Source organism: Alcaligenes sp. MMA, assembly GCF_020907215.1.
GTDB classification, from domain to species: domain Bacteria; phylum Pseudomonadota; class Gammaproteobacteria; order Burkholderiales; family Burkholderiaceae_B; genus Alcaligenes; species Alcaligenes aquatilis.
The window spans coordinates 539940-553970 of sequence record NZ_JAJJPP010000003.1; the positions used below are offsets into that span (position 1 = coordinate 539940).

Genomic DNA, 14031 nt, shown 5'->3' on the forward strand with positions numbered 1-14031 from the left:
CGGTGACATGACGTCTTTTCACCTGCTCCCCACCCGTGCACGGTGCCTGCGCCCAGCCTCTGGGCGCAAGCTGGCCTTCAAGCGGTTGACGGTCCTGGCCCTGGCGGCCAGTGCCCTGGCTGCCGCTCAAGCGGCCACCATTGAAGTGCCTGCCGATACCGCGCTGCAAACCGCCATCGATGCTGCCCAGCCCGGCGACATCCTGGTGCTGGCCCCCGGCACGTATCAGGGCAATATCATCGTGAACAAACCTTTGACGCTTCAAGGCCCTAGCAACCGGCAAGCCGTGTTGATGGGCGAACGTGAAGGCCGCACGGTGTGGGTGCAGGCGGAAGATGTGCAGATACGTCAGATTACCGTGCGTAATTCCGGCTTGAGCCTGCCCGACATGGATGCTGGCATCTTCCTGGATAAACCCGCCCATAACGCCCTGATCGAACACAACGACATTCTCGACAATCTGGTGGGGGTTTACGTTTGGGGGCCCCATAACGCACTGGTGCAACACAACACCATCGTGGGCAATAAAGAGCTGCGTTTGAACGAGCGCGGCAATGGCGTGACGGTCTGGAACTCCCCCGGCTCACGCATTTTGCACAACGATATCTCCTGGGGTCGCGACGGGATTTTTTCCAATGCCAGCCGCGACAATGTCTTTAGCCATAACCGCTTTACCCAACTGCGCTATGCGGTGCACTACATGTACACCAATAACAGCGAAGTCAGCAGCAATGTCTCCATCGGCAATGACATTGCTTATGCCCTGATGTTTTCGCAGTTTCTGACGGTACGTGAAAACATCAGCATCAATAGCACGCATCAGGGCTTGATGCTCAACGCCGCCCAGCAATCGACCATTACCGACAATATCGTGGACGGGGCCGAGAAAGGCGTTTTTCTCTACAACGCCAACTTCAACAAAATCTCCGGCAACCTGATTCAGAACACCCAGATCGGGGTGCACTACACCGCCGGTTCCGAAGGCAATGAAATCACGGAAAACGCCTTCATCCAGAATCAGAACCAGGTGAAGTATGTCGGCACCCGCTACCTGGAATGGTCCAGCAAGGACCGGGGTAATTACTGGAGCGATCACAGCGCCTTTGACCTGAACGGTGACGGCATCGGTGACACCGCTTATCGCCCCAATGGCCTTGTTGAACAACTGGTCTGGCGAGCTCCTTCGGCCCGCGTGCTTCTGAACAGCCCTGCCGTCTCTATTGTGCGCTGGGCGCAAACCCAATTTCCCGCCATTTTGCCCGGCGGCATCATCGATAGCGCACCACTGATGCGTGCACCCGACAATCCCGTCTGGGAGCGATACAAGGCCAATCATGACTCCATCCAATAACGGTCCCGCTCCGGTCGCGCTGGCCAATGTCAGCAAGCTGTACGGCCAGCAGCGCGCCGCCAACGCGGTGAACTTCGAGCTTTATCCCGGCCAATGCACCGTGCTGGCTGGCCACAATGGTGCGGGCAAAAGTACCGTCATCAAGTTGATTCTGGGCCTGATCCGCGCCGATGAAGGCAAGGTCACTTTGCTGAACCACGACGCCAGCTCGTCCCAGGCTGCCCGACTGCGAACCCATATCGGCTACTTGCCCGAAACCGTCGCCCTGCACCCTGCCTTGACCGGCACCGAAACCCTGGCGTTTTACGCCCGCCTGAAAGGGCTACCTACCCGTGACAACCAGGCTTTACTGGCCCGTGTCGGCATTGCCCAGGCTGCTCACAAGCGCGTGGGCACCTACTCCAAAGGCATGCGCCAACGACTGGCACTGGCCCAGACCTTGCTGGGCAAACCCCGTGTGCTCTTACTGGACGAACCTACAACAGGCCTGGACCCAGCCTCCCGCCTGCTGTTCTACGAAATCGTGCAAGAACTGCGCGATGCCGGTGCCACCATCCTGCTCAGCACTCACGCCCTAGCCGAAATGGAGCGTCTGGCAGACCGCATCATCGTAATGCAGCAGGGGAGCAAGATTGCCGATGGCACCTTGTCCGAACTGCGCCAACACGCGGGCTTGCCGGTACGTATTCGCCTGACTGTGGAACAAATCCCCGATCCTGTTCCGCAACACTGGAATGTCATCGGTTCCCAGCGCCTGGAGCGTCACTGCACCGAAGCCGAAAAAATCCAGATCCTGCGCCAGGCGCATGCCATTGCAGGATTGACCGACCTGGAGCTGGAGTCCCCCGGTCTGGACGAGCTGTATGCGCACTTTTTAAAGCGCGAGGATTACTAAGCCATGAACCCTGTCCTGATCATCATCCAAAAGGAAGTGCGCGACGGACTGCGCAATCGTTGGGTGCTAGCGGTCACCCTCTTGTTGGCGGCACTGGCTTTGTCTCTGGGCTTTCTGGGCAGTGCCCCCACGGGCAGCGTCAAGGTAGACCCGCTTACGGTTACCGTGGTCAGCCTGTCCAGCCTGTCCATTTTCCTGATCCCGCTGATTGCCATGCTGCTGTCCTACGACGCCATTGTGGGCGAAATCGAACGCGGCACCATGTCCTTGTTGCTGAGCTACCCCGTCCATCGCTGGCAGGTTCTGGTCGGTAAATTTCTGGGCCATGTCCTGATCCTGAGCCTGTCTACCGTCGTGGGCTACGGTCTGGCAGGGGTCACGTTGCAGGTGGCGCATGGCGGCCTGGACTTCAGCGTCTGGACGCCCTTTCTGGCCATGATGGGCGCCAGCATTCTGCTCGGTGCCAGCTTCTTGTCCTTGGGGTATTTCATCAGCACCTTGGTCAGAGAACGTGCCACTGCGGCCGGGCTGGCCATCGGTATCTGGCTGTTTTTTGTGGTGATTTATGACATGGCGCTACTGGGTATTCTGGTCGCTGACCAAGGTGCCATGATCACCGCCTCCTGGCTGAACATCATCCTGCTGTTCAACCCTACGGACGTGTACCGCTTGCTGAATCTGACCGGCTACGAAAATGTTGCCATGTTTGCCGGCATGGCCGGTTTAAGCGAACAGGCTCGCCTACCTGCCAGCGTCTTGATGAGCGTTCTGCTGCTGTGGATCGCCGTGCCTTTTAGTCTGGCCAGCCTGGCCTTCAACAAAAAAGCATTATGAAAAAACTGCACACCCTACTCTTGCTGTGTCTGGGCCTGATACTGGCTGCCTGCGGTCAGCCCGAGCCCATACAAGCCCCACCGCCACCCGTCGTCCAGATTCCCCAAACCGCCGTGGGCCACTACTGCGGCATGTACTTGTTCGAGCATCAAGGCCCCAAAGGGCAGATTCTTCTGCGCGAACGCGAAGCACCACTCTGGTTCACCACCATACGCGAGGTTTTCGCCTACACCTTATTGCCCGAAGAATCCAAAGCCATCGCCGCCACCTATGTCCAGGACATGGCCCAGCGCGATCAGGACGGCCTGTTTCCCGAACAAGCCTGGATACCGGCACAAGAGGCCTGGTATCTGATCTACAGCCGCTATACCGGCGGCATGGGCACTATCGATGCCCTGCCCTTTAGCCAGGAGCAGGCCGCCAAGGACTTCCAGCAACAACATGGCGGCCAACTGGTTCGCTTTGCCGACATGCCGGAGAACTACATCTTTGGTGCGGTCGCACTGCCCTGAAACGCTTATCTTCCTGATCCCAGGTACTTGCAATGACTTCTACTCCTGTTTCCCGTCGTCGTTTTATCGGCATTGTGGCCGCGACCAGCGCCCTGACTGGTGTGCCATGGGCCGCCAAAGCGATGCAAGCGGCCACTACCCCGCTCAGCTCCTGGCAAGGTGTGGCTTTGGGTGCGGACGCACAACTGCATATCCATCACCCCGACCCCGCGTTTGCACAGTTGCTGATAGACCAGGCCCTGTCCGAAGTCCAACGTCTGGAGCGAATCTTCAGCCTGTATCAAAAGGACAGCGCCTTGCGCCGCTTGAACCGCGACGGCTATCTGAAGCACGCTCCCGGTGATCTGACACGACTGCTGCTGGAGTCACAGCGCATTAGTGAACTCACGGATGGGGCCTTTGACCCGACCGTGCAGGTGCTTTGGGATCTGTATAGCCAAGCGGCTCAACGCAGCGACACGGCTTCCATTCCCGACGCTGCCCAGATCAAGCAAACGCTGCAGCAGGTTAACCACCAAGCCATTCACATTCAAGACGACACTATTGAACTACAACGTCCTGGCATGGCCTTGACGCTGAACGGGATTGCCCAAGGCTACATTACCGATCGCATCACCGAGCAGTTGAAGCAGGCAGGCCTGGAACACGCCCTGGTTGATATGGGCGAGATACGTGGCCTGGGTATGGCTCCGGGTAATCGTCCCTGGCGCGTCGGTCTGGCAGGCGATCAAGCAGAGCCTGTCAGCTTGTTGCGTCTGGATGTGCACAATCAGGCGGTCAGCACCTCGTCTGGATCAGGCACGGCACTTAGCCGCGATGGCACTGTTACTCATCTGTTCAACCCTGCCAATGGTCAGGCCCGACCTTTGTATCGCAGCGTCTCTGTCGTAGCGGGGAATGCCACCATTGCCGACGCCTTGTCCACGGCGTTCTCATGGATGTCGCCCCCAGCCATTGCGCGGGTTCTGGCAAGCGACCCCGGTTTACGGGCATGGGTACTGCCCTACGATGGGAATCAACTGGTCGCCCTACACTCGTAAACACCAAGACAAACCCGCTTACCGGCAGACGCTCAAGCCCGATAAAGCCTCGTACAATGGCGGTTTCGTCTACTGCAGGCTAAATCTCCATGTCCGTGAACTCTCCAAACCTTCCCTGTGCTGCCCCTTTACCCGGTCTGCCAGAATGGGCCGGTTTTTGCGAGGCAGCACGCCGGTCCGACCATTACGCGCTGGACCTGCATTGCCTGAAGGCCGCGGGCCTGCAAGTGGACTTGAGTGGACAGCGGCATTCACCAGAATTACAGACGGCAGGAGCCGCCCTTTTGGCGGCTCGCCACTTCGACACGGCACGTCAACAACTGCTTAACGGCGGCATCGTCAACAGCACAGAACAACGTGCCGCCTGGCACAGCGCCCTGCGTGCGCCCGCCCCCACGGCGGAAGTCGCCAAGGAACGCGAGCGCATGAACGAATTCGTGCGCGTAGCGGATTCCGAGCGCCGCTGGCGCAACATCATTCATATTGGTATTGGTGGCAGCGACTGGGGCGTGCGCCTGTCCCTGGCAGCCTTTGGCTATCGCCACAGCTGGCGCAATGTACGCTTTCTGGCCAACATCGACGGCCATGCGCTGGAGCATGCCTTGTCCGGCATGGACCCTCACGACACCTTGATCGTGATCGCCTCCAAATCCTTCACCACAACCGAAACCCTCAAAAACGGCCAGCGCGCCCTAGAATGGCTGCAAGCCGCTGGCGTTGCCAACCCCTACGAGCAAATCGTTGCCGTCACCGCCCGCCCTGACACTGCCTCCAACTGGGGCGTGCCACAAAAACAAATCTTCCAGTTCTGGGATTGGGTCGGTGGCCGCTTTTCCCTATGGTCTGCCGTCAGCCTGACCACTGCCCTGGCCGTCAGCAGTGATGTCGTCGCTGGCATGCTGTCCGGCGCTGCCGCGATGGACCAACACTTTCAGGAAACCCCCATCGCCACCAACGTGCCCGTACAAATGGCACTGGCCGGCGTGGTCAATCGAAGTGTGCTGGGCTATGGCTCATTGAATATCTCGCCCTACGATTTCCGCCTGGGCAATCTGGTCCCCTATATACAGCAACTGGATATGGAGTCCCTGGGCAAATCCGTCACCACCAGCGGCGAACCCGTTGGCTTAGCCACCGGCGCCGCCGTCTGGGGGCTGGCTGGAACAGACGCACAACACACCTTCTACCAATGGCTGCACCAAGGCAGCGATGGCGCTCCAGTGGACTTTATTGTGTGCCAGCAGGCGGATCACAATCAGGCCGAGCACCATAATCTGCTGCTGGCGAACTGCCTGGCCCAACGCGAAGCCCTGATGCGCGGCAAGACCTACGAGCAAGCCCTGGCCGAATGCGAAAAACAAGGTCTGGGCGAACAGGCATCCAAACTGGCCCACCACCGCGTGCACTCGGGCGGACGCCCCAACACGCTGATCGTATTGCCCCGCCTGAATCCCTTCTCGCTAGGCGCCCTGCTGGCCTTGTATGAGCACAAGATTTTTGTGCAGGCCTTGATCTGGGGGATCAACCCCTTCGATCAATGGGGGGTGGAGTACGGGAAAGTATTGGCAAACGGGATTTTGCAGGAACTCTCAGGGGCGAAAGACGCCTCTGCTGAGCATGATGTTTCTACGCGGCATTGGATAAATATTTTTAAAAACTAATATCTACTAGCGAAAGGAGGAGGGGTAGTTGAATAAAAGCCAGAATGAATTATTAATTTACTAAAAAATAAAAACCTAGCATTTAAAACACCTCTCGCCTTTCAGCTATTAACTTACAAAAACCCACAAAGCCCTAAAAAATAATTTAAGCAAAAAACCACTAAACCTTAACGCACACTTCTTTCCAGTTCCAACGCCGTATCCAATGGAGACTTTCCAGAAAGAAGCAATTCTAATCCAGAGATGATTATTTCCTGCGAAGGAGGAATATGCCCATCCCCCCAGTTTCCTTCCCAATATGCCAAATAATCATTGAACAAAAAAACTTCTTCTGACACTTTCTTACCAGCCCCAAATTTATTCAAGAAGGGCTCTGCATGCATCTGCGCATGCCAGTCGCTGCTATTTTGCAAATAAACAATCTGTTTTTTTCGAGACAACAAAGAGACACGAGAACTAAGATCAAAGATCACTCCAGATTCGTCAAGATCCTTATCTATGTTACTAGAGTTCAAATTCATAGGAAAAGCCACTTCCAAAAACCGTCTTACTGATGGAAGACTGTAACGTGCAATTGAGGTTTGAGGATTCCAAACGAATGCTGATACATTATCCGTCTGAAGCAGACTTAGTATAAGCAATGATGCAAACCCTCCTCCTGAGCCTCCAAAAATTATCAATCGTGCACCAGTACGCTCAACAAACGAATCTAACAAACGAGCGATATAAATCGGAAGATCAATAAAACCTTCATGGCCAACATACCAACCTAAAGCAAGCTGATGTGAAAGACTTAGTGTTGGGTCAGAAACAGAAATCATCGGAGCATTAAGCGTCTTAGCAATACTTACGCCCGAAAAAAAAGGAGCTGAGGTACCTGTTCGAGATGTAACGGCCCCACCAAAACATACAAAGACAGTATTACTTCCCTCCATTCTCTCCATGCCACTTAAAAGCATGTCTACGTGGCGACCATCTTCAGTGAAATGGTACACACCATCCGTAAGTTTTTCCTCCGCCCATGGGGAAGAAAATTCATGAGAAAAAAATGGAAAACGCTCCCATCGTTTTAAATCATAAGGAGCATTGTTTTGAAAAACAGGTTTCGAATTAAATCTTGCAGTTACCTGCCCGCTATCGGCAATATTATTTTTTTTTACAAAAACCCTTGCCTGATAATGACCAGAAACTCCATCATTTGAAAATTTTGCAACCAAATTACTTTCATACCACCTCTGCCCTACTCTAACTCCATCCCTAAGCAAGTAAAATGCATAAGTTGCATTCAAATCCTTTACACCCTCTACCCTCGCAACCCAATTCGCACCCTCCAATGCCAAGCTAACTTCGATAGGCTCAATAAAGTCAACCATAAAAATCCTTTTTTTGAATCACCAATCAAACTCAAAAACAAAAAATACTTTTAGCTTAAATTTTCATCCAATAAAAATAAAATCACAATTATCTGAAATTATTGATATGAAAAATAAAATACTTTGATATAAAACAATAAAAAAGCATCAAACCACTTTCTTAATATAAACTCAACTAATATCAAGCACTCGACTTAGCCTCATCCACTCACATGCCAGATCATGAATGGCAATGTTTTGATGCTGTATCCTTGTCTGATCTCCAGTGGACTTCCAGATAAAGTAATCCACATCCCCACACGGCGTCCCCAGAGCTGCGTAGACCGAGGGCATGATGGGAACGTGGTCACCATACCAGCACAGGCTGGTTGGCCTATCTGAAGAGCTCAAGGCCCCGCGCAGACGGGTCAGCATGGCATCAGCATTACGGATATGACGCAAGTAAATCGTCAGATCCTCGCAGCCTGGCGGGGGGGCTTGCTGATACAAGGCCTGGATATCCCCCGCTGCAACTTTTTCCAAGTGCAAAGGCCCGTGGTTCTCCATCGTAATCACGTGAATGAATACCGGCCCTGTGGCCTGCTCCAGCACACTGGCAACTTTCTCCGCCACCGCCAGATCGCCGATATAAGGGCCTGTACGCTCCACATCGGCAAAGGCCTTGATGTCCAGAAACTCGTCAAAACCAAATAATGGAAACACGCGATGGCGTTGGTAAAAGCTGGCGGGATAAGGGTGAATGCAGATCGTGCGGTAACCTTGCTGCTTCAACCAGGAAGCCAAAGTCGCCACGGACCATCCCGCGCATACTGCGCGATAAGGATTAAAGCGGTGCACACCCAACGCACGGTTTTCTATACCGCTTAAGAAGGAAAACTCCGAGCGCACCGTGTTGGCTCCCCAGGCGGGAACCTGCAGATATCCGCTGGCAACTGCTTCGGATTTGAAGCGATCAAACTCCGCCAGAATCTCTGGCCGAATCCTGTCAGAAATTCGCCGAGCATCAAAGAAAGACTCGCTTTGCACGGAAACCAGATGAGGCAGATCAGCCAAAGCATCAGCACTAGTCAGAACAGACGTGGTCTTCGGAACTGCATTTTCAAAAGGGGAAGACAAGCTTGGACGTTCCCGGCCTTGCTGCCAATAACGCCAGAAGCTGGCTAACAGCCCCAGGGCTTGCACGTCCTGCTCCGGTGCAATCTGCACCATCAAACGCGCCCTATTGCCCCACAGCAACAAACCCAGACTAAGCGCAGCAAGCAACGCCAAGGCGCCCCATTGCCCGGTCCAGGCCGCCCGCAAGGCGGGCACGGCTTCCAGCCATAAACCAATCGTCAGGGCAGCAATAAAACCCGCTGCCGCCAAAAAGAATTTGCCCCATCCCAGAAAAGGAATATAAAGCCGAGGGTGACGGATCGCATCCGTAAAATATTCGTAATCCTGAAACACAAAGGCTTCACGCAATGCCTTGAACTTGGCATTGCTGACCACAACCAGCAGCAGGAAAAACGCGCACAGCAAGGCCGTGGCAAAGATAGGCCGCCCCAGCACAAAAACCAGTACGACATACGCCAGGCCATACAGCCCCATATGCAAAGCCCAGGCCGCTGCAGGACGACGCCAGCGGGCTGCCGTTTGCAAAAAGCGCTCCAGCCCCACTGTCAGAGCCAGCCCCGACAACGCAGCCAGGATTGCAGTCCAGAATCCCGGCTCAAGCGTCATAACCGATCTTGCTCAGAATAAAGACGGACACCCGGGCGGGCAGCACGGCCAGAAACCAGCAACCAAGATTCAATGGAAACGGAAAGCTGATGCGCGCTTTATTGGCTTTGAGACCACGGGCAATACGACGAGCCGCTTTGTTCGGAGTCCACAAGAACGGTTTAGGGCCCGGCATGGCATCGCACATGGGCGAGCTAACGTAGCCTGGCATCACCACATTGACCTTGATCCCCTCCGGCGCCAACCAGCCACGCAGGCCTTCGCCATAGGCTTTGACAGCCGCCTTGCTGGCGCTATAGGACGGTGTCGTTGGCAAACCAAAATAGGCCGCCAAGGAACTCATCAAGGCGATCTGTCCGCGCCCTCTCGCCCGCATGGCAGGCAGCACCGATTGCACCACTCGCAGCGAAGCCTTCACATTGATATCCAGCAGCAGCTCGGTATCTTCCCAGGCCTCCGGCTCGCCATTGGGGCCAACATGAATATTCATGCCCGCATTCACGATGACAAGATCAAACGCAGCACATTGCGACAAGCAGGCATGCAAGGCATCCAGATCACGCAAATCCAACTGATACGTCTTTACCTGCGCGCCCGCTAGCCGGCAGCGCTCGGCCAAAGGCTCCAGAATCGCAGCATTGCGACCATGCAAAGTCAGCTCTGTACCGGGCTTGGCATAGTGAAGCGCCAGCTCGCCACCAATAGCACTGGTAGCTCCGGTAATCAGAATTCGCTCCTGCCCTGCGGGTTCAGCTACGCCCACGCGCTCTCCTTTCTTGAAAGGACCAGTACAAAACCATGCCAAAACCGACACACACCGTCGCATTCAAGGGAACCAACAAGTAGTTGCCCATACGTATGGCCACATACAGAGCCAATGCGGAATACAGGAAGGTGAACACTTCACCAATCAGCAAATACAGATTGATGCGGGGCTGTCTTGCTGCCTTCTCGCCCTCGCCTTTGGGCGTGCGGTTAAATTCCCCGTAGACCTTGAAGGCGGCTCGGACGCCACCGACAAAATAATACCAAGCCATGGGCGGGAACATGGCGACATACAAGTAGGTATGCCACAGAGTGCCCAATACACCCGGCCTATCCTCAAAACGCGCCCCCTTGCGAGCCCCAAAGGCATTATTCAAGGCCCAGACAGCAACCAGCAAGAAGAACAGCGGCGCCCCCCACAGCAAGACCACATGGTCGAAATCCAGCAAATAATTCAGGGGCAGGCTCAACAAAATCAAGGCGTAAATAGACGCCAGCATGACCGATGAAAACATCATGGAGAAGGCATGCATGCGCTTCATCAAGGGCATATCCTGCTGCCACATCTGGCCCAGGTGCTTGAAGGCGCTGTGTATCAGCCCTCGCCCCCAACGCTCCCGCTGCACACGGAAGGCGCTGATGTTCTCGGGCAAGGTGGACATGGACACCACATCGCGCAGATAGGCGTACTTCCAATCCCCAAACTGGGCCCGATAACCCAGGTCCACGTCCTCGGTAATGGTGGAGGCATTCCAACCGCCCAGGGCTTCCACGCAAGCGCGTCGCCAGACACAGGAACTGCCACTTAAGGAAGCCATATCCCCGTCTTCGCTCAGCCCCACCGTCACATATTGCTGGTGGCCCATTTCCATGGCCTGAAAGCGGGTCAGGAAAGAGTGGTCGCGGTTTTCATAACCAATACCTGTCTGCAAAAAACCCAGCTTCGCGTCCTTGAAAGGCGGAATGGTTCTTTGCAAAAAATCAGCGGGCGGCAAAAAATCCGCATCGAAGATCGCAAAAAACTCGCCCTGGGAATGCTGAATGCCATGCACCAGATTCCCGGCCTTGTAGCCCGTACGATCGGCACGCTGAATGCGGCGAATCGGCACACCCTTACTGGTCAGTTGATTCACCTTGTTTTGGGCCAACAGCGCCGTCTTATCTGTTGAATCGTCCAGCACCAGAATTTCCAGCGCAGACACCGGGTAATCCAGACGACAAGCCGCATCGATCAGACGCTCGACAACGGCAGCCTCGTTATAAATCGGTAGTAGAACACTGACCTTGGGATACCAGTCTTGCTGCACGGACGCAGACGTTTGCACCAGCTCACTTAGCTTGCGTCGTTCCACCCGGCGCGAGATCAACAGTACCCGTAGCTCCAAGACTACGTACAGGGCAAAGGCCCCGACAACCAGCAAGAACAGCGCCTGAATCAGGTACGCAAAAATGCTCACAATCATGGAAACAAGCGCACCCTAGAAGCCGACCACATCAGCCAACTCCTGGAGGCGATGCTCCCAAGTGTGGAACTGGCGTACATAAGCCGCCCCCGCCGCCGCACGCTCGCAGTCCTGTGCGGAGGGGCCTTGGCGCAGACGAGAAAACAATTCACTGGCCTGCTCACGGGAATGCACCACGTGGCAGAAATCACGAAAATAACGATCCACCGCCCGACCGGGGTTGGTCACTGCAATACCTCCGCTGGCCAGAATTTCCAGCAAGCGGCGTGAGCACATGGTGTCGGAGTCCGTGACCGAATTCACGTTCAGACACATTACATGCTCTTTGTAGATACGCCCGGTCTCACGGTGCGGCACCTGGCTATGCACCTGTAAATGCGTCGAGCGAGGAAAACGGAACTCAAGATGCCGAGACAGCCTGTCGTGATTTCTGTCATAGGCATTCAGATGCATTTGAGCATCCTCACAGGCCCCGAAAATCATGTCCAGAAAACGGCGACGTTCACTCAGGATACGGCGGTAATAACTGCCTGTAAAACACCCTTCCTTGCGCGTAAACCCAAAGCCCGTGAAATGATGAAACGCAGGCTGATACGGCATACTCAAGGTGTTCACGGGCACATCAGGATTCAGGCGGGCGCGATAGCGCGGCAGGCAATCGCTATCGGTGGTGAACACATAATCAAAAGCCTTGGCCACATCAATGAAGTGTTCAAAATACGCCCCGTCGTCCTTGTTCCAGAACACCGTGGGCACACCCTGATCTTTAGCAAACTGCACTAGCTTGTAAATTGTGCGAGGCGTACGCAAACGAATCAGTCGCGACTGCTTGGCCAGCTCGTAACGCCACGCGCCACCCAAGCCATGAAACACGGACTCCACAAAGAGCAGATCCGGCTTCCAGGAGGAGATGACCTCCTCATAATTGCGCGGGTTCAGAATACGGATAGAGCATTCGGCCGACAGGCAGTCTGCCGTAAAGTAGTCCGAGACCAAGGCCACTTTCAGTCGCCCAAACTGCCCTGTAGGCTTGCCGTCTTCGCTGACGGTGGGGTGCGTATAAATACGAGCACCCAAAGCCCGGATTGCGCGGCCAATCATGAGTGAGTCCCGGCCGGCAAAGCATGCACCACAAAGTCCGCCCAACTACGGCGCTGCGAGGCTTCTTCACGTGCCAAGGCACCGTCCTGCGCCAAGACCTCCGGCCCCACCTGAAACGCCTCATCCAGCACACGGGCCAAGTCCTGCACATCACCTGCTTTAAAAAAGCGTACCGAACGGCACGACCCAACCTCATCCTTGAACACCGGCAAATCCGGCACCAGAACAGGCTTGCCCATCGCCATCGCCTCGACCAACTTGATGGGCGGCACAATGCGACACACTTCAAAAGGACGACGAGGAATACATACCAATGCAGCCTTGGCCTGCAAAGCACGGGCCTCTTCAGGCGAGACCCGACCAGCAAACAGAACGTGCTGTTCCATACCCAGACTTTGTACCTGGGCCTGCAACTGCGCGCGCGCCTCCCCATCTCCAATAATGGTCAGGGTTACATCCTTGCCACGGCCCACCAGGTCCGCCACAGCGTCGATCAAAACATCCAGCCCCTCATAAACAATCAGGGAACCAGCGTAGACAATGGTATTGGGCTGCACATCCTGGGCATCGCCAGGAATAAAACGCGAGGGGTCCACGCAATTGGGCATCAGCCCCATACGTGCGGGATCCACGTTCCAGTGCTCGCAAGCGTATTGGCCCAACTGCTCGGAAATCACAAACAAACGATCTGCCTGGCTGGCAACCAGACCTTCCAGCTCCAGCCCCTGCTTGAAACCTTGAGAGTCCCGGAACTCCGGCATACGGGAGGCCCGGCTCAACTCCCATAAGCCACGCATTTCATATTGAAACGGAATGCCCAACTGACGCGCAGCAATCAAGGCCGGCAAGGCATTGACGTGGTTAGAAGCAGCATGGATGACGGCGACGCGCTGCTTGATGGCTTCCTGGGCGATGGAGGCGGCAGCTTCGATGGCGAACTGCATCACGGGGCGCTTGTTGGAAGGATTGCGAGCATGCGCATATCGCACCCCATCCACCAGGGTTTCATCTTGCTCGGCATCCACCAATCTGTCTTTACGATCCCATGGATAACCTGGGCGTGTCAGCACACAGATATCCCCACCTGCCGCCTGCATGGCGCGGATAATCTCGTGGGTACGGGTGGTGTAGCCGCTGATGTGATACGGCAAGGCACTAGCCGGCACATACAGCACACGTCCTGGCACAGGCTCATAAGGTGTCTCACGGCGCTGACCGCGCCGGGTTTGCCGACGCACCGTCAACAAGGTCAAACGCCGGCTCAGAGCCATCCAAGGCTCACGCAACAGCCCACGCCATAACTTAAAGAGCATT

The 14031-nt window shown here is 55.3% G+C and carries 12 protein-coding genes; 6 read left to right on the forward strand and 6 right to left on the reverse strand.

Annotation, left to right across the window (positions count from 1 at the left end; all coding sequences use genetic code 11):
• Positions 1–7: 7 nt before the first annotated feature.
• The 6 genes from LNA76_RS15015 (at position 8) to pgi (ending at position 6293) form a co-directional block, all read left to right on the forward strand.
• Complete coding sequence (locus tag LNA76_RS15015) at positions 8–1351, forward strand: nitrous oxide reductase family maturation protein NosD (RefSeq protein WP_230019368.1); 1344 nt, start codon at positions 8–10, stop codon at positions 1349–1351.
• On the forward strand, positions 1335–2246 hold the full coding sequence (locus LNA76_RS15020) for an ABC transporter ATP-binding protein (protein ID WP_123050433.1): 912 nt from the start codon (positions 1335–1337) through the stop codon (positions 2244–2246). Before LNA76_RS15015 ends, LNA76_RS15020 begins: the two co-directional genes overlap by 17 nt.
• 3 nt (positions 2247–2249) lie before the next feature.
• Positions 2250–3080, forward strand: coding sequence for an ABC transporter permease (locus tag LNA76_RS15025; protein WP_108728422.1), 831 nt, complete (start codon positions 2250–2252; stop codon positions 3078–3080).
• Entirely contained in the window at positions 3077–3592 is a 516-nt protein-coding gene (locus LNA76_RS15030; protein WP_230019369.1) for a nitrous oxide reductase accessory protein NosL, read from the forward strand. The genes LNA76_RS15025 and LNA76_RS15030 overlap by 4 nt, the downstream gene beginning before the upstream one ends.
• A gap of 32 nt (positions 3593–3624) precedes the next feature.
• On the forward strand, positions 3625–4632 hold the full coding sequence (locus tag LNA76_RS15035) for an FAD:protein FMN transferase (protein ID WP_230019370.1): 1008 nt from the start codon (positions 3625–3627) through the stop codon (positions 4630–4632).
• Between the two features lie 89 nt (positions 4633–4721).
• Positions 4722–6293: a glucose-6-phosphate isomerase gene (gene pgi / locus LNA76_RS15040; RefSeq protein WP_230019371.1), complete on the forward strand. Its 1572-nt coding sequence runs from the start codon at positions 4722–4724 to the stop codon at positions 6291–6293.
• 167 nt (positions 6294–6460) lie between these two features.
• Here pgi and LNA76_RS15045 read toward each other — a convergent pair whose 3' ends face one another.
• From LNA76_RS15045 to LNA76_RS15070, 6 genes are all read right to left on the reverse strand, one after another.
• Positions 6461–7666 (reverse strand): hypothetical protein, encoded by a 1206-nt coding sequence (locus LNA76_RS15045; RefSeq protein ID WP_230019372.1) that lies wholly within the window; start codon positions 7664–7666, stop codon positions 6461–6463.
• A gap of 171 nt (positions 7667–7837) precedes the next feature.
• The gene (locus tag LNA76_RS15050; protein ID WP_230019373.1) at positions 7838–9388 is read right to left on the reverse strand and encodes an LTA synthase family protein; all 1551 of its coding nucleotides are present in this window, start codon (positions 9386–9388) and stop codon (positions 7838–7840) included.
• On the reverse strand, positions 9378–10151 hold the full coding sequence (locus LNA76_RS15055) for an SDR family NAD(P)-dependent oxidoreductase (protein WP_108728417.1): 774 nt from the start codon (positions 10149–10151) through the stop codon (positions 9378–9380). Before LNA76_RS15055 ends, LNA76_RS15050 begins: the two co-directional genes overlap by 11 nt.
• Entirely contained in the window at positions 10138–11616 is a 1479-nt protein-coding gene (locus tag LNA76_RS15060) for a glycosyltransferase (RefSeq protein WP_230019374.1), read from the reverse strand. The genes LNA76_RS15055 and LNA76_RS15060 overlap by 14 nt, the downstream gene beginning before the upstream one ends.
• Positions 11617–11631: 15 nt before the next feature.
• Positions 11632–12717, reverse strand: coding sequence for a CgeB family protein (locus tag LNA76_RS15065; protein WP_108728415.1), 1086 nt, complete (start codon positions 12715–12717; stop codon positions 11632–11634).
• A complete protein-coding gene (locus LNA76_RS15070; RefSeq protein WP_230019375.1) occupies positions 12714–14030 on the reverse strand; it encodes a glycosyltransferase in 1317 nt (438 codons plus the stop codon). Before LNA76_RS15070 ends, LNA76_RS15065 begins: the two co-directional genes overlap by 4 nt.
• Position 14031: the final 1 nt, after the last annotated feature.